This is a genomic window from Dyadobacter sp. (assembly GCF_017744695.1).
GTDB lineage: Bacteria > Bacteroidota > Bacteroidia > Cytophagales > Spirosomataceae > Dyadobacter.
On sequence record NZ_JAGIAS010000007.1, the window covers coordinates 410,263 to 435,394 of the forward strand.

At 45.4% G+C, this 25,132-nt stretch carries 21 protein-coding genes; 12 read left to right on the forward strand and 9 right to left on the reverse strand.

Features of this window, described 5'->3' with window-relative positions; translation table 11 throughout:
• Positions 1-223 precede the first annotated feature (223 nt).
• The 4 genes from J7619_RS25065 to J7619_RS25080 all read left to right on the forward strand — a co-directional run bounded on the left by J7619_RS25065 (position 224) and on the right by J7619_RS25080 (position 4,967).
• Entirely contained in the window at positions 224-1,270 is a 1,047-nt protein-coding gene (locus tag J7619_RS25065; RefSeq protein ID WP_291205328.1) for an SGNH/GDSL hydrolase family protein, read from the forward strand.
• A gap of 85 nt (positions 1,271-1,355) precedes the next feature.
• A complete protein-coding gene (locus J7619_RS25070; protein WP_291205331.1) occupies positions 1,356-3,014 on the forward strand; it encodes a hypothetical protein in 1,659 nt (552 codons plus the stop codon).
• A gap of 11 nt (positions 3,015-3,025) precedes the next feature.
• Positions 3,026-3,793 (forward strand): AraC family transcriptional regulator, encoded by a 768-nt coding sequence (locus J7619_RS25075; RefSeq protein WP_291205335.1) that lies wholly within the window; start codon positions 3,026-3,028, stop codon positions 3,791-3,793.
• Between the two features lie 25 nt (positions 3,794-3,818).
• Positions 3,819-4,967, forward strand: coding sequence for an NAD(P)/FAD-dependent oxidoreductase (locus tag J7619_RS25080; RefSeq protein WP_291205338.1), 1,149 nt, complete (start codon positions 3,819-3,821; stop codon positions 4,965-4,967).
• A 7-nt stretch (positions 4,968-4,974) separates the two neighbouring features.
• Here the strand turns inward: J7619_RS25080 and J7619_RS25085 are convergent, their stop codons facing one another.
• From J7619_RS25085 to J7619_RS25110, 6 genes are all read right to left on the reverse strand, one after another.
• Positions 4,975-5,616 carry a response regulator transcription factor gene (locus J7619_RS25085; RefSeq protein ID WP_291205341.1) on the reverse strand — a complete coding sequence of 214 codons (642 nt, stop codon included), beginning with the start codon at positions 5,614-5,616 and terminating at the stop codon, positions 4,975-4,977.
• A 2-nt stretch (positions 5,617-5,618) separates the two neighbouring features.
• A complete protein-coding gene (locus J7619_RS25090; protein ID WP_291205344.1) occupies positions 5,619-7,427 on the reverse strand; it encodes a 7TM diverse intracellular signaling domain-containing protein in 1,809 nt (602 codons plus the stop codon).
• A gap of 47 nt (positions 7,428-7,474) precedes the next feature.
• Entirely contained in the window at positions 7,475-8,776 is a 1,302-nt protein-coding gene (locus J7619_RS25095; protein WP_291205347.1) for a glycosyltransferase, read from the reverse strand.
• A 63-nt stretch (positions 8,777-8,839) separates the two neighbouring features.
• Positions 8,840-9,058 carry a hypothetical protein gene (locus tag J7619_RS25100; RefSeq protein ID WP_291205350.1) on the reverse strand — a complete coding sequence of 73 codons (219 nt, stop codon included), beginning with the start codon at positions 9,056-9,058 and terminating at the stop codon, positions 8,840-8,842.
• Positions 9,059-9,231: 173 nt separating this feature from the next.
• The gene (locus J7619_RS25105; RefSeq protein WP_291205353.1) at positions 9,232-9,813 is read right to left on the reverse strand and encodes a bifunctional 2-polyprenyl-6-hydroxyphenol methylase/3-demethylubiquinol 3-O-methyltransferase UbiG; all 582 of its coding nucleotides are present in this window, start codon (positions 9,811-9,813) and stop codon (positions 9,232-9,234) included.
• A gap of 22 nt (positions 9,814-9,835) precedes the next feature.
• Positions 9,836-10,369, reverse strand: a complete 534-nt coding sequence (locus J7619_RS25110; protein ID WP_291205356.1) for an antibiotic biosynthesis monooxygenase — start codon at positions 10,367-10,369, stop codon at positions 9,836-9,838.
• A 146-nt stretch (positions 10,370-10,515) separates the two neighbouring features.
• Between J7619_RS25110 and J7619_RS25115 the strand changes: the two genes are divergently transcribed.
• The 7 genes from J7619_RS25115 (at position 10,516) to J7619_RS25145 (ending at position 20,213) form a co-directional block, all read left to right on the forward strand.
• On the forward strand, positions 10,516-13,518 hold the full coding sequence (locus J7619_RS25115) for a type I restriction endonuclease subunit R (RefSeq protein WP_291205359.1): 3,003 nt from the start codon (positions 10,516-10,518) through the stop codon (positions 13,516-13,518).
• Complete coding sequence (locus J7619_RS25120) at positions 13,511-14,548, forward strand: YhcG family protein (protein WP_291205362.1); 1,038 nt, start codon at positions 13,511-13,513, stop codon at positions 14,546-14,548. Before J7619_RS25115 ends, J7619_RS25120 begins: the two co-directional genes overlap by 8 nt.
• Positions 14,541-15,809, forward strand: a complete 1,269-nt coding sequence (locus J7619_RS25125) for a restriction endonuclease subunit S (protein ID WP_291205364.1) — start codon at positions 14,541-14,543, stop codon at positions 15,807-15,809. The genes J7619_RS25120 and J7619_RS25125 overlap by 8 nt, the downstream gene beginning before the upstream one ends.
• A gap of 3 nt (positions 15,810-15,812) precedes the next feature.
• Positions 15,813-16,934, forward strand: coding sequence for an AAA family ATPase (locus J7619_RS25130; RefSeq protein WP_291205367.1), 1,122 nt, complete (start codon positions 15,813-15,815; stop codon positions 16,932-16,934).
• Between the two features lie 5 nt (positions 16,935-16,939).
• Positions 16,940-18,574: a type I restriction-modification system subunit M gene (locus J7619_RS25135; protein WP_291205370.1), complete on the forward strand. Its 1,635-nt coding sequence runs from the start codon at positions 16,940-16,942 to the stop codon at positions 18,572-18,574.
• Positions 18,575-18,928: 354 nt separating this feature from the next.
• On the forward strand, positions 18,929-19,216 hold the full coding sequence (locus J7619_RS25140) for a hypothetical protein (RefSeq protein ID WP_291205373.1): 288 nt from the start codon (positions 18,929-18,931) through the stop codon (positions 19,214-19,216).
• A gap of 82 nt (positions 19,217-19,298) precedes the next feature.
• Positions 19,299-20,213 (forward strand): DUF5655 domain-containing protein, encoded by a 915-nt coding sequence (locus J7619_RS25145; RefSeq protein WP_291205376.1) that lies wholly within the window; start codon positions 19,299-19,301, stop codon positions 20,211-20,213.
• 544 nt (positions 20,214-20,757) lie between these two features.
• Here J7619_RS25145 and J7619_RS25150 read toward each other — a convergent pair.
• Entirely contained in the window at positions 20,758-21,237 is a 480-nt protein-coding gene (locus J7619_RS25150; protein ID WP_291205379.1) for a hypothetical protein, read from the reverse strand.
• A 451-nt stretch (positions 21,238-21,688) separates the two neighbouring features.
• Between J7619_RS25150 and J7619_RS25155 the strand changes: the two genes are divergently transcribed.
• Positions 21,689-23,530 (forward strand): hypothetical protein, encoded by a 1,842-nt coding sequence (locus tag J7619_RS25155; RefSeq protein WP_291205381.1) that lies wholly within the window; start codon positions 21,689-21,691, stop codon positions 23,528-23,530.
• A gap of 234 nt (positions 23,531-23,764) precedes the next feature.
• Here J7619_RS25155 and J7619_RS25160 read toward each other — a convergent pair whose 3' ends face one another.
• Together J7619_RS25160 and J7619_RS25165 are read right to left on the reverse strand one after the other, a co-directional pair.
• A complete protein-coding gene (locus J7619_RS25160) occupies positions 23,765-24,034 on the reverse strand; it encodes a hypothetical protein (protein ID WP_291205383.1) in 270 nt (89 codons plus the stop codon).
• A gap of 168 nt (positions 24,035-24,202) precedes the next feature.
• The gene (locus J7619_RS25165; protein ID WP_291205386.1) at positions 24,203-24,844 is read right to left on the reverse strand and encodes a hypothetical protein; all 642 of its coding nucleotides are present in this window, start codon (positions 24,842-24,844) and stop codon (positions 24,203-24,205) included.
• Positions 24,845-25,132 lie beyond the last annotated feature (288 nt).

The following is a 25,132-nucleotide window of genomic DNA, read 5'->3' on the forward strand; positions in this document are numbered from 1 at the left end:
AAACCCAATTTATGTATGGCAATATTGGATGATCAAAGATAATGGAATTAATCCATATTAATGGATATAATCCAAATTGTTTTGATCAAAACCTTGTAGGAATTTCCTGACAATGCCGGCCTCTTCGAGTCGCCCGTTGGTGGAACGATTATTGCGATAATGCTATGTATACGTGTTTACGTATGCCCGAAAGCACCTTTACAGCAACGTTCCATCCATGAAAATGAAATCCTTCCGACACACTAACCCCAGCCACCCGGTGGAAAGGGGGATGAGCCGCAGACGCTTTTTTCGTCAATCTGGGGCGGCGGCCTTGTCCACAATGCTGCTGACATCCTGCGATAACCTGCTCGATAAAATCATCCCGTCCAGAAAGGATAAACGCGATAAAACGCTCGCTTTTTTTGGCGATAGCCTCACCATCGGAACCGGCGGCAGCAAGCCGCTGGGGGCGTGGGTCAGCGATGTCCTCACGGACAGGCCGGTGTACAATGACGGTATCAACGGACAGGTTGCATTGTCGATCGCGATACGGCAGGGCGGTGTGCCATTAACCTTGTCGGTGGCCGGTGGGAAATTCAATGGGGCGAAGCCGGTAGCAGTCACAAAGCTTAGCAACGAGTTCCTTTCGACCCCGCTGAATGGCAACGTTTATAGTCGTACGGGCACGCTCGCAGGTGTGTCATGCGCCATCACGCGTAAATTTTTGCCGGAAGTCGGGGAGCGTTATGTGGTAGAGCCAACGGTGCAAAACGACGCGGAAGCAACTGCCGGAACGCCGGCAGATGTGGAGATCCCCGACGATTCGGTGTTCGAACTGGCCGACGCGGTGAAAATGCGGACGGGCACGCAGATTCTTTGGTATGGGCGAAACGATATGACCCAGGGGAAGCCGGAGGATGGTATTCTCACGGCGATCAAAAGTTCGGTGGATTACATTGCAGAACCGAGGCGGTATCTGGTGCTGGGCATATTACCTGCCACTACGGAAAACAAGGGTACGGACGGCTACGCAAAAGTTACCGCATTCAACGACGAACTAGCGCTACTGTACCGCGACGCATACGTTCCCATGACGCCGCCGACCGAAGAAGAGATGAACAATATCGGATTTACGCCAACCGCTGGCGATCGGGAGGACATTCAAAGAGGTAATTTTCCCTCCCGCATGCGTCCGGATAATAAATCGGATGAGATTCACCTTAATAATTCCGGTTATCAGATTATCGCAAACAGGGTTGCTCAAAAAATCAGGGATCTGAAATATTAAGCTGAAATCGGCGGAGAATCGGGGCTTGTAAAGTATTTTCAGAGGAAGACGTCTTTTGAAACTAATGGCGACTAAACTAACCCTTATGACAAAATACTGGCTCCTGATCTCCTTTCTCTTAACCTGTCCGTTGGCCATCCGGGCGCAAAACAAAGGTTCGGCCGAAAGTGTCACGGTTACTTCCGAAAACACGAAAACCGGGGTGCAGACCAATGACAAAGGCGAGCTGCAAGTGAACGTGGTGCCCAAAGACGTCCGGAAGTATAAGGCTGCCGGCGTGGTGCGTTATGCCGACTTTGGTGCGCGGGGCGACGGGAAAACGGATGACGTGGACGCGATTGCTGCAACCCATGCATTTGCCAACGTCCACCGGTTGCCGGTGAAAGCCAGCGACGACGCGACTTACTACATGGGTGGAAAAGAGCGGACGGTGATAATCCAAACCGATACCGATTTCGGAAAGGCTGCGTTCATTATCGACGATAGCGAGGTGGAAAACCGGAATGCCTCTGTTTTTACGGTGAGCTCGGGTCTGAAACCGTTTAAACTGGAAACGATTACCTCCTTGAAAAGGAACCAGGAAAAGATTGAAACGTCTTTACCCGGTCCTTGCCTGATCACCGTCACCAACTCGAACGTAAAACAGTATATCCGTTTCGGGCTCAATCAAAACAATGGGTCTTCGCAAACGGATATTTTTGTGGTGGATAAAAACGGCAAAGTGGATATGAATGCGCCGATCATCTGGGATTTTGATCAGATTACGGACATTACCGCGCTGCCGATCGACGAAAAGCCGTTGAAAATCACTGGCGGGCGTTTTACGACCATTGCCAATAAAGCCGAATCGAAATACACCTATTATAACCGAAACATCGCGGTCCGGCGGTCGAATGTGCTCGTAGAAGGACTGGAACACCGCATTACGGGAGAGGAAGATCATGGCGCGCCCTATGGCGGCTTTATCAACATCGGTGATTGCTCTTATGTGACGGTAAAGAACACCGTGCTGACGGGTCATAAGACTTATAGCACCATCGGCGCGGCGGGAAAACCTGTTTCCATGGGTACCTACGACCTGTCGGCCAACCGGGCGCTGAACGTGTCGTTTATCAATTGCAGCCAGACTAACGACATCAACGACAATACCTACTGGGGCATACTGGGTTCCAACTTCTGCAAAAACCTGCTTTACGACCGTTGTACGCTCTCCCGGTTCGACGCGCACCAGGGCGTTGCCAATGCCACCATCCGTAACTCTACCCTGGGGCATATGGGGATCAATGCGATCGGAAGCGGGCTGTTGCTGATAGAGAATTCCACGATCAGGGGCAGAAGCATTGTCAATCTCCGGCCCGACTACGGCAGTACCTGGCAGGGAGAGGTGGTGATCCGTAACTGCGTTTTCGTTCCGGCGAACGGCAAGCCCAGCAATGCATCGCTGATCAGCGGTTCTTACTCCGGCCAGCACGATTTTGGTTACACCTGCTACATGCCCGAAAAGATCACCATTGAAAACCTCCGGATCGACGATGCCGCCCATCCCGAAAACTACCAGGGGCCTGCGATATTCGCCAATTTCAACCCGGAGATGACCGACGGTGCTTACCAGGAGAAGTACCCGTACGTGAAAACCCAAAACGTTGTGCTGAGAAATGTTACCACGGCCAGCGGCAAGGCGGTGAGAGTGAGCGATAATGCATTTATGTTTAAGGATGTGAATGTGAATAACGAGGGTAAGTGATAGCCTTGGAAATGGAACCACTGCAGTATCAAAAGGACGACATCGATTATTGGTCAATGCCTCCAGCAGAGGAGATCAGCCATTTGGTGGAGAGCTTCTGGATGCTGACCAACAAATCCGGAAAGCCATTGGCGGTGACGGTGTTACCCGACGGCCGGATCGATGCCAGTTTTTCGTTCGGAGGCGGGCAAGGCATTGTGCTGCTCGGTTTAGAGAGCGGGCCTTCGCGTGCGGAGATCCCGGCGGATTTTACCCTTTTCAGCATCAGTTTCCGGCCGCTTGCCGTCCCCTATTTATTCAAAGACTTCCTACCGATCCTGCCCGATAGTGCCACGGTGCTGCCTGCCGATTTCTTTGGAATAGCCCTGGATGAGTTTCAGGATATCGGGGACTTTTGTGCGAAGCTTACGGAGAACATGAAGGGTATGGTGAAAAAGAGCATCGATGAGCGCAAAAAGAAGCTTTTTGAGCTGATTTATACAACCAATGGCTCCATTAGTGTGGCTGAGTTGTCGGAAAAAACTTCCTGGACCAGCCGACAGATCAACCGCTATTTCCGCGATACGATTGGCGTGTCGTTGAAAACCTATTGCAATATTATCCGTTTCAGGGCTTCGTTTCAGCATATCAGGGAGGGAAGGCTGTTTCCTGACGAAAACTATGCAGATCAGTCCCATTTCATCCGGGAGATCAAAAAGTACGCCGGGGTTATCCCCAAAGAACTTGCACGGAACAAAAACGACCGATTTATCCAATTTTCGACATTGCCGCCGGGCTAGTTTTGTATCATAAACAACGGAAATTATGATACTGGACCATAAAAAAATAGCGATTGTCGGCGGCGGCCCGGGTGGGCTGACATTGGCAAGGCTGCTCCAAATGTCGGGCGCTGATGTGCATGTATACGAACGCGATTTCGGGAAGGATGCCCGGGTGCAGGGCGCCACGCTCGACCTGCACGAGGAATCGGGATTGGAAGCGCTTCGGCGTGCCGGTCTGCTGGATGCATTTTATCAAAACTACCGGCCCGATGCAGGGCGCGTGAGGATCCTGGATAAGCACGGCGATATCCATGTAGATGACCATGCGGCCGAAAGGGCATTTGCGGAGGACCGGCCGGAGATTGACAGGGCCCCCTTGCGAAAGATTTTACTCGAATCGCTGCAAGAAGGCACGGTGGTATGGGACAGCCGGTTTGGTTCAATGGAAAGAAAAGGGGAGGGTTGGCTGATGCATTTCAAAAACGGGACAGAGGTGTATGCTGATATCGTTGTTGCTGCGGATGGTGCCAATTCTAAAATACGACCTTATTTAACCGCGATAACCCCGGTGTATTCCGGCGTGACGATCGTGGAAGGTAATATCTACCATGCATCGTCCAACGCACCACGGCTTTGGGAGCTGGTAAAGGGTGGAAAAATCTTTGCTTTCGGAGATGAACAGTCGTTGATCCTTAGCGCCAAAGGCGACGGAAGCCTCGCGTTTTACACCGGCTGCAAAGTTGCTGAAAACTGGGTACAGGAAAGTGGTATAAATTTTAATGAAAAGAAAGCGGTATTTGACTGGTTTCAGGAAACATTCGGATCGTGGAACGATGTGTGGCAGGAGTTGTTCACCAGCGACGAAATATGGCTCACTCCCCGGCCTCAGTGCCATTTCCCCCTCGACCAGCAATGGGAAACCCTTCCGAACCTCACCATGCTTGGTGATGCAGCGCACAGGATGCCCCCGTACGCGGGCGAAGGCGTAAACATGGCGATGCAGGACGCGCTTGAGTTGTCGGAATGCCTGACGGCGGGCATGTTTGGCGATGTTCGCGCCGCGATTGCGGATTATGAAGATCGGATGCGGAAAAGGGCGTCGCAAATCACACAAATGAGTCTGGAGATGACGGATTTGCTGCATTCGGCGGATCCGATACCAGGAATGGTGGCGGTAATGGGCGGGGAGTAAAGCCCCGTTATTCCCAGCTCTGCTCCAACGCAAACCGCAGCAAACTGTTCTTCCCCGTCAGGTTCAGCTTTTTGGCAATGTTCATCCGATGGTTGGATACTGTTTTTTCACTAATGAAAAGCGCATCGGCGATTTCCTTGCTGGATTTGTATTCCGAAATCATTTTCATAATGTGGGTTTCGGAAGGGGTAAGCAATGCTTTCAGGTCATTTTTCGATTGTCGTTGCAGGGCCGATGTCTTTTTGAGAAGGTAGGCGGAGATCTCCGGGCTCAGGTAGAGGTCTCCGTCTTTGGCCTTGTAAATAGCATGTACTATATCTGAAACGGCATTTTCTTTAAGGACGTAACCCAACACGCCTATTTCCAGCGCTTTCAGAAAGGGAGCCTTTTCCTTATGCATGGTAAGCATAATGACCGGAAGGGTCGGTCGGATATGCAGCATTTGCTCGGCAGCTTCCAATCCGTTCATGCGGGGCATGTCGATATCCAGAACCACCACATCCACGCTGTGGGATTGAAAGGAATGCAGGGCTTCCTGGCCATTTTTGGCACTGACGATCACTTTCAGGTCGGTATCCATTTCGATCACTTCCTGGAGTCCTTTGAGAAAAATGGGGTGGTCGTCGGCGATCAGCAGTCTGATTTCCATCGTCAGAAAGGAATTTGAATTTGAATAATAGTACCGGACGGTTTGTTTTCGCGGACCTCGATCTGGCCGTTGAGGATGTTGAGCCGCTCCCGGATGACAATCATCCCGAAGCCGCCTTTGCCGGTTGAGGCAGGTTGCATACCCACACCGTTGTCTTCTATACGTATCGCTATCATGGCATCTGTTTTGGTAATCCGAATGCGTGCCGCCGTGGCCTGCGCGTGTTTGAGAATGTTGTTAAAGCATTCCTGGACGATCCTGAAAACATTCATTTCATTGGATTTGGAGAGTATATTATCAAAGTTCTGAATATCCGTTTCCAGTTCGATCAGGCCTGTTTCTATTACATCTTCCAGCAAGCTATGCAGCGATTGCGTGATCCCCAGCAGTTCCAGATGCAGCGGGCGCAAATTGTAGGAAATATTGCGTACTTCCTGAATAGCCTCCGTGACCATTTCTTCGAGATCCCGGAGCTGTTTATCGCGTAGTTCGGGTTTCGCGGTGTCTCGCTTGATCATCAAGACCTTGTTTTTGACCATTCCCAGGCTTTGGCCCAGGCTGTCGTGCAGTTCGGCGGCTACCCGTTTGCGTTCGCTTTCCTGCGAACCGATCAACTGCTGCGAAAAAATCGTAGCCTGTGCCAGGGCTTCTGCCTGGGTTCGTTCTTTTTCCCTCTTGAAAGTATTAAGCTTGTTGGCCAATGCAAAGGAAAGTATAATGGCTTCCAGGCCGGAACCGATCTGATAGGCACCTTCCGTAAACCAGTTCTCCGGAAAAACAGCCATATCCTTCATCATGAAAATAAAAATACCTGCCAGGAGTGCGGTGAACCCCATCAGATAATACCTGGCCGGCTTGAAACCCTGTTTCAGTACCGTAAAACCGACTACGTTGGAGTAGATCAGGAAGAAGCCCACCGTGAGCCAGCTTAGTTGGAAACCCTGCAACAAATTCCCGACAAGCGAAAGTCCAACTACGCCCACGCAGGACACGACGATCAGCCAGCCCAATTTCCGAAGCCGCGGGCAATAATGCCGCGTATTCAGGAATGAATTGGTGAAAAGTAAAGCGAATACAAAAGCGAGGCTGCCGGTATAGTTGGAATGATTGGCTTGTGGGAAATGCGGAACGATGAATTGTAGAAAAAGGCCTTTGCTATAACCAATATTCAATGCGACGAAAAAAATGTAGAACACGTAGTATAGATAAGTCCGCTCGCGTATCGAAATGAAGACGAATAAGTTATAGATGATGAGCGCGGCAATTAACCCGTAATAAAATCCGTGACCGATGTCAGTCTTCTGGCTGTTTTCATAGATGTGTTGAAGCGTCGAAATTTCGAGGGGCACGCGTACGATGGAGTTGCTGCGCACGCGCAGGTAAATTGTCGCGGTGTCTTTCCTGACCAGGTGGAGCGGTAGGATCGTCTGGTTGCTGAGGACAGGCCGGTCGTGGTAAGGCAATGCGGAGCCGACATTCGTGATGTAATTAATCGTATTGTCATAACTCGGTTGTGCGCTCTCAAACAGGTCGACCTGTTGCAGGAATGGCGCCTTGACGTGCAGAAACCATTCCGTCTCCGTTTTGCTGACGACGCGCATTTTCAGCCAGAAGGTGGAAGCGCTTGGTCCAACATTGAGCGTTTCCTGGGTCATAGGCTTAAACAATTCCGGCCTGGCCTCCACGTCGGCGTACGGCAATGCGTTGGTCGGGTCTTCCAGCACCAGCGCATTTCGCCCGACGGGGTAATTAACCCGCCCGTAAACCAGCTCGATTACAGGCGGCTCCATCGTTTGGCCCCATGCGGTCATGACAGACAGCAAGTATAAAATGACTACGAATCGACTGGTGGATAACATTATATCAGTTCGGGAGTTTTAATATCGAGAAGGTCATCAATGTATTGTGTACAAAGCGACTGAGGGTTATAATCTTTGAATTCCCGGCTGAGTTTTTTGACATTGTTTTTATAAGTGCTGTCCGCCAGCACCTTTTCCACGCCAGCCCTGATTTGCGCCGGTGTAGGGAATTCAGTTTTAAGATCGACACCTAATTTAAAGTAGCCAATCCTGGCGTTGATTTCGTTTTTACCCTCATGAATACCCGCGGCGACCAACGGCAGCTGGTTTTGTATGCCGAGCATCACACCTCCATAGCCCCCGTTTGTTACGTATACATCACAATGCGGCATGATGTCATTGAAAGGAATAAAGTCGCGGATCACGATATTCTCCTGCGGGTAGCGCGCCTGTAACTCGGCCGTACCCATTCCGCCTGTGGTAGCGATTACCAGTACGGGCGTGTCCTTGAAAGCATCGAGTGTGGGGACGAGAATCTTTGCCGGGTCTCTTTCCAGCGTGCCTTGTGTGACCAGGACCACTTTTTCATATTTCCCGAGTTGTTCCCCGAGGTCGGTCATGCCCTTGCCGCGTTTGGAGAATGGCAGCAGCGGCCCCACAAACCGTACTTTTTTACTCAAATCGGAACGGCTGTATTCGAATCCGGGCGTACCACTTTGCAGGAGAAGGTCTGTTTTTTTACCCAGCACATCGAAGATATTGCCTTTTACCGGTGCCAGGCCATGCTCACGGAAAAGGCTGGCAAAGAGCCTGGCGGCTTCCCGGAAGATGATCTTGTTAGCGAAAAAGCGAAGCAGGTCCTGTTTCCTGCGTCCCAAAAAGCTTGTGGAAGGCGTCATTGCGAGACCGGTCGGAGGCAAATCCCGGGAGGTTTCGACAAGCGGGAACACGCCTACCGATACCACTTTCTTGTTCAGTTTTTCCTTTACGAACGGCATGCCGGTGAATGCGACGTCGCTGATCAGTAAATCGAATGACCATGACTCGTTGATCTCCCGGATATCCTCGTAAAACTCGGTGGATCTGAGTATAAATGCCGTTTTCAGGTCATATTTCAGCTTGCCAACCGCGCCGCGGACTTTGTCGCGCTCGGGAAAGAGGATGTGTACATTGTGCTGATTGAAATCAAGCGCATTCTTGAAAGGGTAGTAGGGAATACCGAGGCCCTCGATTTTGTCTTTGAATATGCTTCCCGAATACCACCGCACATCGTGCCCGAGTGATTTCAGGTGCATGGCGATACCCGTCAGGGGATTGAAGTGGCCCTCATAAGGCATGTTGGCAAACAGTATTTTTTTCATGGCTGGCTGGAATTGATTTTGTTGGAGAAAGGAATATGCTAATGATTGTCAGGGTATTCGGGATCAATTTAAATTGGCCAGGACGAACGCTATCCCTACGCTTTTGGTCCCGTAAAGCGCGTCGGATGGGGGTTCTTTCTCATTGGGGAAAGCCTCGTGACCAACCTGCACAGACTGTGCCGAAGCTTCCCGTGCGGGACTCACCGCTTCATTCGCGGTTCCGCCCGACTGGCTCAGAACGGACAGCGATATACTCAGGATAGATTTGAAGAATGTTTTCATGGCTGACAGACTTTGCGATTTCGGATAAATGTCTTAGTCTTTCGACATCACAAAATTACCAGCCCCACTACCCGCATAAAATGGAGGTTACCACCCATTTTCATAGGTAGTACTGCTCATATTGCGTGGAGAGTTTGGAGAGTTGAGGTCTGACCTGAAAAGTGGAATGCTGCCTAATGCTTGACCGCGTGGTAGTAATGGTTTTCGCCTTCATCTTCGAATTCCCCGATGAGCGAAAGGCCCGATGCCGCTAATAATGCCTTGTATTGTTCCGCCCCGAGCGATACCGATGCTATCCCGGTAATCGCATCATTCCATTTCATTTGCTGAGAAGGAGCCGTAAACAACAACTTTCCGCCAAGATGCAGGGCATTGGCCATTTTTTGGATTACCACTTCCTGCGTTTCCACCGGCAAAAGGAACATAAGTCCCCAGGCAATAATGGCGTCGAACTGCCGGTTGAAATAGACAGAATCTTCCGCGGCCTCGCAGGCGACGGGATTATCCGGGAAATTCTGCTTGAAGGCTTGAACCATTGAAGGCGATGCGTCAATCCCATAGACGGTCAGACCTTCGTCGATCAACGCCTTCGAAATCGGCAGGCCCATACCGCAACCTGCGTCCAACACCGTCGCTTTGGGGGCCAGTGACCTTGCCCAAAGCCGAACTGACGATGCACCGACTCCGTCGATACCCTTAGAGCGACAACGAATGAATGTCGCGGCGTTATCCTCATATCCGTTTGATTTGTCCATCGGTAGTCGGGTGAATATGGTTCTATTTATTTTGCGAGCTCCCGGAAAGCCACGGTTTCAGCACTTTCGTCACCTGCGGCATTACAACCCAAGTAAGCAGCCCGACCATACATCCAGCCACTATCAAAGTCCTAAATGCCGGATGCAGGCCCTGAATATAGGGGCCAACCACATATGTCAGGAATAAACTCGTGGGATACACCCCGCAGAGCGTCGCCAACGCCATTTTCCACTTCGGCGGAGGCACAGATGAACGGAACCACGCTTCCAGACCGGTAAGCTCCCGGTAGACCGGCTCTTCCGTCAGCGTCGATGCGTAGGCTTCCCAATCCTTGAAGAGCTGCGAATTATAAAATGCATCCCGCTCGGCCTGATCGGCGAAAGTCCTCAGTATTCCTATTTCCCGACTATCGCTGCCCGGCAGGGCCGTCATCATGGCCGCCCCGTGAACGCCGCCATGCAAGAACGAATCCCCTAAAAAGCGCCGGAGGGCATCTTTGAATTCTTCTTCTTTTCCGGGAAGGACTTTGCGGGTGATGGCTACGTGGATGGGCATATATGTGTTGATATTGTGAGGAAAGCGCTAAATGTAAAATTACGAATTGCCTCTTCGCTTCCTAAAAAACTTAACTTTTGCCGAGGTTGCAAATAACTTACCGATCTAAAAAGACTAAATTTGGCCAAATCGCGAACTGAACCTGAATGAGTAAGGAAAGCCAAATAGAAGACGATCTGATCCATCAACTGACGGACCTGAAATACGTACACCGGCCCGACATTATTGATAGAAAGACGCTTGAACAGAACTTCAAAACCAAGTTTGAAGCGCTTAATCGCGTGAAGTTGACGGAGAATGAGTTTCTGCGTCTTCGGGAGGATATCATCAAGACGGACGTCTTTGCTGCTTCTAAACTTTTGCGTGAAAGGCAATACTTCCAGCGTGAGGACGGTACGCCGTTGCACTACACATTGGTCAACAACAAGGAGTGGTGCAAGAATGACTTTGAAGTCGTTAATCAACTGCGCATCAATACGGAGAATAGCCATCAGCGGTTTGATGTCATTCTGTTGATCAATGGTTTACCCCTCGTACAAATCGAATTAAAGGGCCTCGATATTTCGCCACGAAAAGCAATGCAGCAAATCGTGGACTATAAAAGCGACGCGGGCAATGGTTACGGCAATACGCTGCTGTGCTTCATGCAATTGTTTATTGTTAGCAACAGATCGAATACCTATTATTTTGCCAACAACAGAAATCAGCATTTCGCCTTCAATGCGGACGAGCAGTTTTTGCCCATTTATCAGCTTGCAGACGAAAGCAATAAAAAAATCACCCATCTCGAAGCATTTGCTGACAAATTCCTGACCAAGTGCACGCTTGGTGAAATGATTAGCAAATACATGGTGTTGGTGGAGAGCGAACAGAAATTGCTTGTTATGCGGCCTTATCAGATTTATGCTGTGAAAGCCATCATGGATTGCATTCAACAGAACCGGGGCAACGGCTATATCTGGCATACGACCGGAAGCGGTAAAACGCTCACCTCTTTCAAGGCATCGACCCTGCTGAAAAGTAATAATGATATTGAAAAATGCCTTTTTGTAGTTGATCGCAAAGACCTTGACCGGCAGACCCGGGAGGAGTTCAACAAATTTCAGGAAGGTAGTGTCGAAGAAAATACGAATACCGAAACGCTGGTAAGGCGATTATTATCTTCTGACTATGCCGATAGGGTGATTGTTACGACCATTCAAAAATTAGGACTGGCGCTTGGTGGTACTAACCGTCAAAGTTACAGAGAACGTTTACAGCCATTGAGGGACAAGCGTGTGGTATTTATCTTCGACGAATGTCACCGTTCGCAGTTTGGCGAGAATCACAAGGCGATCAAAGAGTTTTTCCCAAATGCTCAACTTTTCGGTTTTACAGGAACACCCATTTTTGACGAAAATGCCAGTTACAGCTATATCGAAGGAGAATCGGGCTTAAATAAAACTACCGAATTCATCTTTCAACAACGGTTGCATGCTTACACCATTACACATGCTATAGACGATAGGAATGTTCTGAAATTTCATATCGACTATTTCAAAGGAAAGGGCGCTCAAAGTCCCAAACCCGGCGAACAGATTGCACAACAGGCGGTTGTGGAGGCTATTTTGGCGAAGCATGATGACGCAACCAATTCGAGACGCTTCAACGCAGTGCTGGCGACTGGTTCCATTAATAATGCGATTGAATATTATCAGCTGTTTAAAGAAATCCAATCCCAGCGGCAGTCGCAGTATGCTGAATTTCAGCCTTTAAATATTGCATGTGTATTTTCTCCGCCAGCCCAATTGATTGGTAGAGAGGGTGACCAGCAAAGCCAAAAGAATGCAGCGGATGTGAAACAGTTGCAGGATGATTTGCTGCAAGAAAAAGAGGACAACAAAACCGACCCCGAAGAAAAGAAAAGAGCGCTTACCGAAATTATTGCGGACTACAACCGGCAGTATCGCACAAATCATACTATCAACGAGTTTGATTTGTATTACCAGGATGTACAAAGGCGCATTAAATACCATAAATACAGCAATCACGACTACGCGCACGAGAACAAGATTGACATTACCATTGTGGTGGATATGTTGCTCACAGGATTTGATTCCAAATATCTGAATACTTTGTATGTGGACAAAAACCTGAAATACCACGGTTTGATCCAGGCATTTTCCCGCACCAACCGGGTATTGAATGACACCAAGCCTTATGGTAATATTCTGGATTTCCGTTCTCAACAACTAGAAATAGACAAAGCCATTGCGCTTTTCTCCGGGGAGGACAGCGGAAAGGCAAAAGAAATATGGATGGTTGACCCCGCTCCCGTGGTGATTGACAAGTATCAGAAAGCGGTAGAAACCCTTGATGCATTCATGCGGGAGCATAATCTATCAACGGAACCGGAAGAGGTGTACAATCTGAAAGGCGATGCGGCGCGCGTCACCTTTGTGAAAAACTTTAAGGAAGTACAAAGGCTTAAAACCCAGCTGGACCAGTACACCGATTTGAATGCAGCGCAAAAGGACGAAATTGACCACATTTTGCCCAACGAGACTTTACAGGAGTTCAGAAGCTCCTATATAGAAACCGCCAAGCAATTGCGCGAGATTCAGCAAAAGCAAGGCGACAAGGCACCTGTCGACATTCAAGAACTAGATTTCGAGTTTGTGCTCTTTGCTTCGGCGATCATTGACTACGACTACATCATGAAGCTGATTGCCGACAGCACGCAAAGAAAGCCGGCTAAGCAAAGGATGACTCAACAACAGGTGATCAGTTTGCTACGTGCTAATGCCAATATGTTGGACGAGCAAGAGGATTTGACAGAATTCATCAAAACCTTAGACTGGAATAAGGGGTATACAGTTGATGAACTGCAAAAAATGCTTGAAGCCTTTAAAGTTGAAAAAAGCGAAAAGGAATTGTCTGTCATCGCACACGCGCACGGATTACAAACGGCAGACTTGAAAAGCTTTGTGGATGGCATCATGAGCCGGATGATTTTCGACGGTGAAAAGCTCACCGACTTTCTGGAACCACTGGGACTGAGCTGGAAGGAACGCAGGAATAAGGAGCTTGCATTGATGGCGGACTTGGTGCCTCAGTTAAAGAAAATAGCGGAAGGGCGGGAAATATCTGGATTGGCAGCGTATGAATGATGACAAAGTAGCGGTTCCGGGCTTTAACGAAGCGGCGTATAAGGAAATACTCAATCAAGCGATTGGCCAGATCCATTCAGCTCGTATTCTCATTGCCCGACAGGTAAATAACAGCACGCAGTCTGTTTATTGGAATCTGGGGAAATTGCTCAGTGAAAGAAAATTGGAAGAAGGTTATGGCAGCGGTGTTGTAAAACAATTATCCATTGACCTCAAAAACGAGTTTCCGGACATGGGTTTGTCTCCGCGAAATCTATGGGACATGAAACGCTTTTATGAGCGCTACTATCGGGCAGATACAAAACTGCGACAGGCTGTCGCAGTTTTGCCATGGGGGCATAATCTACTGTTGATCAATAAAGTAAAAGATGATTCTTCTGCTGAATTCTATGCCCATGAGGCCCTGGCAAAAGGTTGGTCGAGAGATTTGCTGTTGAATGCCATTAAAATGGACAATTATGGCGAGGCGCGGAAGCAGGTCAAAACCCACAATTTTGACCAGACGCTCCCCGAGGCACATGCTGAATATGCCAACGAAGTATTCAAAAGCACCTACAATCTAGGATTTTTGGGTGTTACGGAACCAATTAAAGAGTTGGAGCTTGAAAACAGATTGATCGCTAAAATAAGGGCATTTATACTGGAATTGGGCAGAGGGTTTAGTTTCATCGGGAACCAATATCGACTGGAATACAATGCCAAGGAATATTTTGTAGATATGCTTTTCTTTCACCGCGGCTTGCGGTCTCTGGTGGCGATTGAACTAAAAATCGGCAGTTTCAAAGCGGAATATGTCGGTAAAATGAATCTTTACCTCTCCTTACTCGACCGTTTGGAGAAAAGTGAAACCGAAAACCCATCCATCGGCATCATCCTCTGTGCCGATAAAGACCACCTTGATGTGGAAATAGCTTTGCAAGACATTAATAAGCCGATAGGAGTTGCTGAATATCAGCTTTTGCTGCCGAGGGCTGAACTGCAAGCCCTGGTAATGAACGAATTAAATGCCACTCAACAAGACAATGAATAATAAGAAAGATAAATTATTACCTGAATTGCGTTTTCCTGAGTTCAGGAGTAATGGAGAATGGGATATCGAGCCGTTAGGTATTTTAAGTAAAGAAATCACCGAAAAAACTAAGGGGCGTAAGTTTAAGCTAATGAGTATTACCTCTGGTATCGGGCTTGTTTCGCAAATTGAAAAATTTGGTAGAGAGATCGCGGGAGATTCTTACAATAACTATTACGTAATACATGCTGGGGATTTTGCCTATAACAGAAGTTCAACAAAACTTTATCCCGAGGGTGAGGTTGCCATGTTTGAAGATGAAGAGGTGGGCGCTGTTCCAAACAGCATTTTTACCTGCTTCCGCTTTGATAGGTCGAAAGTTTATCCAAAACTTGCTAAATATCAATTTACAAATAATCTTCACGGAAAATGGCTTAAAAAATTTATTTCTGTTGGAGCTAGGGCAAATGGGGCCCTCCAAGTCAATGTCAAAGATTTATTTTCAACACCATTCCCATTTCCCAAATTACCAGAGCAGCAAAAAATCGCCTCCTGCCTTTCTTCCCTGGATGAAGTGATCGCAGCCCACAATCAAAAACTAGAAGCTCTAAAAGAACATAAGAAAGGCTTGATGCAAAACCTTTTTCCACAAGAAGGGGAGACGGTACCGAAAATGAGATTTCCGGAGTTTTTAACAGATGGAGAGTGGGTCGAAGATACGCTGGGTGAGCAAGGAATGTTTTTAAAAGGAAAGGGGATCGCAAAGTCTGATATTGCTGAAAATGGCAGTGTGCCATGTATTCGATACGGAGAACTCTATACTTATTACAATGAAACCATAAGTGTTGTCAAATCTTATACCAATCTAAGTGTAGATGATTTAGTATTAAGTCGAACTAATGATGTTATTATTCCCGCATCAGGAGAGACTCATGACGATATTGCAACTGCTTCTTGCGTATTAAAAGATGGGATAGCCTTGGGCGGGGATTTGAATATTATCCGGACAAAAATTAATGGTGTATTTTTGTCGTACTATCTGAACAATATCAAAAAGAAAAAAATATCCCAATTGGCGCAAGGAATCGCTGTCGTTCATCTTTATTCTAACCAATTGAAGAAGTTGAAAATAAATGTACCCAAGCCAAGAGAGCAACGAAAGATAGCAGAATGCCTTTCTGATTTGGATACATCGATTAGCGCACGTATTTACAAAATTGAGCAATTGAAATTGCATAAAATTGGTCTAATGCAGCAGTTGTTTCCTAAACCGGTGAAATAAAATATGAGTGGTGAGAAGAAGTTGTATAGATACAAAAATTTAAAAAATGTAGCTGTTAGGCTACGTGATGATCTTAATGACCATCACTTTGTTTTGCTTTATGCGTACAATGGAACCGGGAAGACACGCCTGTCGATGGAATTTAAAGATATATCTAAAAAACGTAGGAGAAATCCGGTAAGAGACACACTCTACTACAATGCTTTTACAGAGGACCTTTTCCATTGGAACAACGATCTGGCAAATGATTCTGAACGTCATTTGATTATAAATCAAAATTCGAGCTTTTTCGAAGGGTTCAAGGAGCTGGCGCTGGAAGAAAAAATTTTCGGATTTCTTGAACGGTATGCAGACTTTAATTTTACTATAAATTATGACGATTGGAATATAACTTTTAGAAAGCAAGTCAAAAATCCAAGGTTTAGACCAAACTCCGAGGAGCCAGAGTATATTGTCCAACAGAACATTAAGGTTTCTAGGGGAGAGGAAAATATTTTTATATGGTGTATTTTTCTTGCTATTTGTGAGCTATCTATCGACGGAGATCAGTCATATAATTGGGTGAAAAATATTTATATTGATGATCCGATTTCTTCACTTGATGACAACAATTCCATTGCAGTGGCTAGTGATTTAGCGCAGTTATTAAAAAAAGGAAAGGATAAAGTAAGAGTCGTTATTTCGTCACATCATGCGTTGTTTTTCAACGTGGTGTATAACGAGCTTAGGAATATTGCACACAAAAGTCATTTTCTTCACAAAAATGGAAACGAAGGTTATGTGTTGAGGGCCACGGACGACACTCCCTTCTTTCATCATGTTGCCTTGCTAAGCGACTTAAAGAAAGCGTCAGAGACTGATGTAATAAATACATATCATTTCAATATGCTACGGAGTGTTTTAGAGAAGACGTCTAGTTTTTTCGGTTATGACGAATTCTCGAAATGCATTTATGGCGTTGAAGATGAAGTGCTTTATTCACGAGCCTTAAACTTACTTAGCCATGGTAAATACTCGATTTACCAACCAGTTGAGATGAATTTAGACAACAAAGAATTATTTAGGAAGATATTGGAAGCTTTTCTTGACAAGCATAGCTTTCAATTGCCGGAAATTTTCGCTTAAAATACATGACACAAAAAAAACAACAGCAACAACTGGGTAGAACCCTTTGGAGTATAGCAGATCAATTGCGGGGTGCAATGAACGCGGATGATTTCCGTGATTATATGCTTTCATTTCTTTTTCTAAGATATTTGTCCTCTAATTACGAAGAATCAGCAAAAAGAGAGCTTGGTTCCGATTATCCTGAACTGGAAAAGGGAGATAAGCGTACACCCCTATCTGTTTGGTATGCCGCTAATGAAACTGACGTACCGGAGTTTGAAAAGCAGATGCGTAGGAAAGTGCATTATGTAATTTTGCCTGAATATCTTTGGAGCAATATCGCAGAGCTTGCACGAACACAAAGTGATGTGTTGTTAGAGACACTCGGAGATGGATTTAAATATATTCAAGAAAAATCTTTCGAAAATGCATTTCAGGGATTGTTTTCAGAAATAAATCTGAATTCTGACAAGCTCGGCAAGAATGAGTCGGAAAGAAATAAGAAACTCATTACCGTTATCCAAAAAATTGCCGAAGGAATCGCAGAGTTCTCAACTGATGTCGATGCATTGGGAGATGCTTACGAATACCTGATCGGTCAGTTTGCAGCCGGCTCGGGCAAAAAGGCAGGCGAGTTTTACACACCACAGCAAATCTCAACCATCTTATCTGAAATCGTAACGCTAGACAGTCAGGACCCAACATCGGGTAAGAAGAGGAAACTGGACAAGGTGCTAGATTTTGCTTGTGGCTCGGGCTCTTTGTTGCTGAATGTGAGGAAGCGGATGAAGGATAATGGCGGTAGCATCGGGAAGATTTACGGGCAGGAGAAGAACATTACCACCTATAACCTAGCCCGGATGAATATGCTGCTGCATGGGATGAAGGACACCGAGTTTGAAATTTTTCACGGGGACACTTTATACAATCAGTGGCCTTTGCTCAATGAAATGAATCCCTCTAAAAAGATTGAGTTTGATGCCATTGTCGCTAATCCACCGTTCAGCTTACGCTGGGAGCCGAATGATACGCTGGGCGACGATTTCCGTTTCAAGGGCTATGGTTTGGCACCTAAATCGGCGGCTGACTTTGCGTTTTTGCTGCATGGCTTTCACTTCCTGGGCAAAGAGGGCACGATGGCGATCATCTTGCCGCACGGCGTTTTGTTCCGTGGTGGCGCAGAGGAGAGGATCCGCACGAAACTTTTGAAGGATAATCACATTGATACGGTGATCGGCCTGCCTTCTAATTTGTTTTACTCCACCGGAATTCCTGTTTGTATCCTGGTGTTGAAAAAATGTAAAAAGCAAGATGACGTTTTGTTCATTAATGCAAGTCAGAATTTCGCAAAGGGTAAGCGACAAAACACGCTGAGAGAAGGAGAAGACGGAGAACCCAACGACATTCAGAAGATTGTTGACACCTATCAATATCGGCCGGAGTACATCGAGCGTTACGCTCGCAGGGTGCCAATGGATGAAATCGAGCGGAACGGCTATAACCTGAATATTTCGAGGTATGTAAATACGTCGGATGATGAAATTCAAATCAATTTAGCAGACGTGCATGCAAGATTGAGCCAAATAGACAAGGACATCAAAAAGCACACAGACGCTCACAATGCGTTTTTAATTGAACTGGGACTGGCACCGATTTGAGAACGCAATCCATACTCACTTGAGGCGAGTCAATGCTTGTCTTCCATTATCTTCAATGACGTGCCATAACCTGCGCATTTGAGCCTTTTCTATTTGGAAATTGGCTTAAATGCGCATTACTCTTTTGGTTATCCTGCGGCTCAAAGCCACAATCTTCTGACTCTTCTCGGTTCAAAATATTCCCCTATATTTGCCCCGCAAATTCCATTCAATGTTTTATGAAATCATTAGTTAAAATCAGGCCAAAATGGCCTTGGAGAGGCATACGGGTGCAAGTCCCGAGACCTGATCGATGGTTTCCATTGATGGAGTTTGCGGTGACCTCTCCTTGTTTTTCACCCAAATCCATTTACAATGCAAACTCCAAATGGTCCCGGTGTCGACTCGACCGAACATTCAGTCAACCCCACGCATGATGCACGTTACGCATTCAACGTCAGCGCTCCGCTGACGCAATCACAGGCCGAGTTTTGGTACCTCGTCGAGTCTCAGGGCTGCAAGGAGCTGGCGCATTCGCTCAGAATGGTCCACGATCTGGCGCTTTATCATTCGGACGTGCCGTTTAATGCGGAAGAAAAGTCGGCGCTTTTTGATTTGAAAGTGCTTTGGGAAGGTTTGGAGAAGATGGGAGAGAAGATTTAGGAAAGTGAGGGGCTGCGGTGGCAGTCCTTTTTTATTTTCAGATATTTGGAGACAATAAGTGACTGGTTACTGACATTCGAGTATGCAAATCTTTAAAAGCAACAAACAAACCCTCTCCAATCTCCGCGAAGTACCTTTCAAACTCGAAAGGGATATTCAAAACCTCTTTGAACAGAATCTGGAAGTACTTACTTCGCTGAAATTGGTGAAGTCGGAGTTTACGATCAAGCAGTCCCGCATTGACACCCTGGCTTTCGATCCGGAAAGCAGGGCATTTGTGATCATCGAATACAAGCGTAGCCAAAATTACAGCGTGGTGGACCAGGGCGTTTCGTATCTGAACCTGATGCTGGAATATAAAGGCGATTTCATTGTGGAATACAACGAATCGCAGCAGACACATCTGAAACGCAGCGATGTGGACTGGTCGCAGAGCCGCATCATTTTTGTCTCTCCCTCCTTTACGGATTTTCAGAAGCAGTCTACGAACTTCAAGGATTTGGCCATTGAGTTGTGGGAGATCAAACAGTTTGAGGCTGATATTGTAACCATCAGTCCTATCAAGAAATCCAAATCGGCACCTAGTTTCAGGGAAGTACAGCAAAATGAGGACACCGAAATCGGCAAGGTTACGGCGGAGATTAAGGTGTATACCGAGGACGATCATCTGGCCGGAAAAAGTGATCATGTAAAGGAGCTTTATGAGGCTTACAAGGCAGCAATCCTCAACTTGTTGCCAGAGATTGAGGTAGAAGCAAAGAAGCTTTACATCGCTTTCAAAAGACCCAAGAATGTAGTCGACGTCCGCATTCAGTCTGAATCATTAAAAATGTGGATTAACTTAAAGAAAGGACAGCTTCTGGATGAAAAGGGACTGACGAGGGACGTCTCACAATCGGGGCATTGGGGCAATGGAGATTACGAATTGACAGTTGCAAACACGACAAACCTGGAATATATCATGAGCCTGGTAAAGCAGGCATTGATTCCCGTTTGAAGCCCACAAAAAAAGCCCTGAAAATTCAGGGCCTTAAAACTGGGGAGGGAGACGGGTCTCGAACTTTGCCATTAATTAGCTCATGTTCAATTATTTGTCTCTTATATTTGAAGTGAACTACACGAATGACTCACTATTTTTTATACATATAGTACAACAGTATATTTGTTATGTATAATTTCTTTAAGCGAAAATTGAAGTGTTTGAATGGTGGTTTTCGCTGGATTTTGGGTGAGTTTTCGGGCGGTTCTTGGTGTTCAAAGTTTGGGAAATGCCTGTGGTTTTTGGCGGTGGTAACTGCGATTTTACTAGGCGAAGTTACAAAATTCCGAACGTTCTATCCCGTAATGTCGGAGGAACATTTTAGCTTATCTAATGTCTTTGCCGATCAAACCGATAAACTTCTAATCTATAAGATTACTTAGAAAATAGCCTGCCATTGTTGAGGTCATTTGCTTATTCTGATTAGAATTTACCCGGAAGCCCTCGGAATGAAACCAACGAATTATTCACGGCTGACAGTCCTTTCTTAGTCTATTTTGCGTTACCAATTTCCCTGCTCCTTCAACTCTTCAATCTTTTCAAAAATACCAGCTTTCGCCTCGCTGACGTAATTGTAAGATTTCGAGCCAAAAGTTTCATCAATTTTGCATCTAAATTTGCCAGATCTCTTGTCGGTGTATATCAAGAGCAAATGACCCTCAAATTTGAAATACTGGTTGCCCTTCTGGCTTTGCTTCCACTCCTTATACTTCCAGTTTTCTTTGCGTTTTGCTCTGTTTTCAAGTTTCCGCTGTCTTTCCTTTGGATTAACGTAGTCGCTGGTCATCTTTTCGGCGCAAACGCAGCCAACACGATACGTTTCCGCAACTTCATCGTGTGACACTATGTGAACGTAACGAATCTCCTCTTTACCACACATCATACACGTTTCATAGTCTTCGCCCTCTTCTTTGAGGTCTATGACCGTCTCGTATTCCCAACCTTTGTGCGGTATACCCGCTGTGCTCCAATAGTTAGACATATTGTGCTGCAATTAACAATACAAAGAATATCTGAAAACACACTTACGTACGCCAAAAACGCTAACTAACGATTGTCTCAGCTAATATAAGAATTGGCAGTGATAATCCGGTGAGGGCTCGGTGGGAGAATAAGATGAGTTGAAGCCGCTTATGATCTCAGCATTCTTGCTGCGCCTTTGTTCGTTTATTATTGCCTTCCGCACTATCCAGAGCGTTGCAAGGGATACAAGTCCACTTTCCTGAAACCCTTGATACGTAGTAGTTTTGAATTGGGCATAATTTTAGCCAGAGGTTCAAACTACACCAGCCATGTGGCCTTGAACCTGATAAGTCAAGGAAAAGAAGAATTGACTACATGGTAATAATCTTAGATTTTTTTGTAAAATTGCGTTTTAATGTGACTTGTTCATTCACATTAAACCCTCCTATCAATACATTACGTTAAGACTTATGAAAGAAGGAATTGAAAAAATTTATTCAAATAGAAGAGATTTCCTCGTTATAGGCCTAACCGGCCGGACCGGATCGGGTTGCACAACAGCCGCAAGTATTCTTGCGCAATCCCCGGCAATGTTTAGTTTCCCAGATGTTGACTCATTCGAATACTCGAATTCTAATGACAGACGGAAAACAAATATTGTTCTGAAATTTGTTCGAGAGAATAGATTTCCATTTTATCGGATTCAGGTTAAGGATATCATAACCGCATTTATTTTAGAACATGATTTTGAATCTTTTATCTCGTATGTGGCAACGTTGATTTCTGATATCCAAGTTATTGAAAACCTGAAATCAATTGAAACAGAGTATGCAAAATTTTATTCAAAACGCAGAGCGATCAAGGAGCTTAGAGAAGATGATGCAGGAGAGCCTCACATAAATAGCGTGTTTCAATTCCATTTTGTGGAATTGCAAGATTTCTCAAATAGGCTCAAAGGTCTTCTGGATAATGGATATGCATCTGTTTATCAATCTATTGCAAACAATATTAGATCTACTGGTAGTGCATTTGCTGATGAAGATTCCTTCGATGTATCAAAGACGGATTCAATTGTCAGAAAAATAAATAAGTTTATAAAGCTAATTAAAAGGAAAGTAGAATTTGATAAATTGAAAGATGATATGACCACCGAAAAGGCGTTTATAGTGATCGACGCTTTAAGGAATCCATTTGAAATAAATTTTCTAAAAGAACGGCATTCCGCCTTTTACGTATTGTCAGTGAATACATCTGAGGAGGATAGAAAGAATCGCCTTGTTTCACAGGGATATGATGATTCGGCAATAACAAAGCTTGATAATCAAGAATATCCTTCAAAATTGAAGGGAGCTAAATTGTATATATCTCAAAACATACAAGCGTGCATCGAATTAGCAGATATTCATGTTCATAATCCACTATGTAAAAATGATAACTTCAATGAATTGAAACGTCAGCTATTGTGGTATTACTCTTTGATTTTGAAGCCAGGCCTTGTTACTCCTACACCAGTTGAACGGGTGATGCAAATCGCTTACACAGCAAAGTTCAATTCTGGTTGTTTATCTAGGCAGGTAGGTGCTGTTGTAACGGATAAGCATTATTCAATAAAATCGATTGGTTGGAATAATGCGCCACAAAACCAAGTCCCGTGCCTACTTAGAAATGTGAATGATCTAACAAATGCATCTGATATTGAGGCGTATAGTGACTATGAGCTGTCGAACAAGAAATTCCGTGACTTCGTTTCCGTTTCTTATGATAATGAAGAAATTAAGAATTTTTCGTCATGTGGAAACAACATTTCATTTTGCTTTAAAGAAATACAAAATGGTTTAACCGGTGACAAGAACCAGGTACATACTAGATCGCTTCATGCAGAGGAGAACGCATTTCTACAATTAACGAAATATGGGACTGCCGGGATTGAAGATGGCATTTTATTTACAACCGCGAGCCCGTGTGAATTGTGTTCAAAAAAAGCGTATCAATTAGGAGTAACAAAAATCTATTACATTGATCCCTATCCGGGAATAGCGACAACGCACATACTCAAGGGCGGCTCTAAGAATCCGAACTTGTTACTTTATCGAGGAGTGGTTGGTGGTGCGTATTTCAAAATCTACAGTCCCCTGTTAGCTTATAAGGATGAGATAAAGCAGGCAACACAATTGGAATTTCTAAATGTTCCACCTAAGAATGCTGAATTGGATGCTGCTCGGCTTAGAATTGAGGAATTAGAAGGTCAGATAAAAGAGCTGAAAAATACAAAAAGTAAAACGCCCTTCTTGAAGAGAGTATTTAGAAAATAGTAGGGGCAGTGTCTGTTGTTTGATAATTTTGGCATGGACTTATCTCTCGATATACCAACTTGGCATGAATCACCGCTCTAAGTGCTAATAATCAATCACTTGAATTCGAAAAAAAAGGGTGTTGAGGCGTAGTTCAAAAGCATTTAATTAAGTCATTACCTTTAAGTAGTTACCGTTTGATTGATACGTCGCGGAGTACCCCGACATCTGTTCACGAGCTTTAATATACCTATTCTAGCACCCCGAATATTCAGGCCGGAAAAGTCCATTGAGAGCGATGATTGTTTTTTCTGTAATGACCCTTCCGTCTTGCAGTTTGATGTAAGGTTGCAGATCGCCTGTGTGGATCTCAGCTATGATGCCCTCAGCACGTTCGAGCCCGTTGATGTCCAATATCATTTCCGCTTTTGCGCCACGATTTTTGCAGTCTGTCAACATTTCGAGAAAGCTCTCGTTGACGGATAATGTCGTACGTAAGTCCATTTTGTAAGTGAGAATGTTCATATTTTTAACATCGTTTGTAACACAAAAATGCCCGGTACTTGTGTTTTTTTAACGAAGGTCGTTCATCTTTTGCTTTTGTACACGATAATAACGGTTCTTCTCTGAGGTTGTCAGTTTAAATATATAAGGTATTGTATATTTAAAAATTTTGCTTTTCAACAGCTCAATCTATTTGAGGCCTTTGATCGACTTTATAATCATTGACAGGGTTTTCGACTTAGGAGCATCGCTCAGCCATGTCTCCATGACTTTTGTATCGAGCTCTTGCAAGTCATCTTCGTCAATTCTTAAATTTTCGATGAGATATTCAATAGCGGACTTCGAGCTATTTAGCTTTACGCCTATGGTAGTCACTACTTTATCAAATAGCGCCTTCTCCGGCGAAGCAATAAGAATATGTTGCTCATCTCCAAGTTCAAAATGTCGAATCCCGAAGCTGTAATAGGGCAATGGCAGCCGCGCGAAGCTAAATGCACCTATTGAGGTGTTTAACCGCTGGGCACGTTTTGTAGTCGCTGAGGTCACTTCATATACTCGCTCAGGAATTAACCCGTAAAAGAATAGGGCACTGTCAAGTGAGACATAGCTGGGGCCGAACAGATGGTTTGCGAGTAGGAATGGCTCCGGGCGGAATGGTGACAGCTTTTTAGTAGGTATATAGAGGCCATCCCTCACAATTTCCAGAAGGCCGGCAGATAGCAGCTCATTGATTTTATGATTGGGCTCCTTGTGATCTTTGAGAAGCGATGCCAGCAGCTGCCGGGTAAGCGGCTGATTTGAGTGGCTTCTGATGTTTTGTAGGAGATTCATGACAGACGTTATATTATAGGTCTTTTAGCTCACTAGCAATCTTATGATCTCGTCAAGGGATTTCGACTCAGTCCAAAGGTTCATGGTGGAAGACTTAATGTTAAAAGCAATATAATGCTTAGTGAAATTTTAACCGCTTGCCAGTCACCCGAAATTATCCTCTGGGATTGTGCGACTGCTCACGAGCAATAAACAATGTTGATTATTATCAACATTGTTTATATTTTTGTTTGTAATAATCAACATTATGCAGACCAAAAAGCAAGTTGTGCTACCCAGATTCCAGAA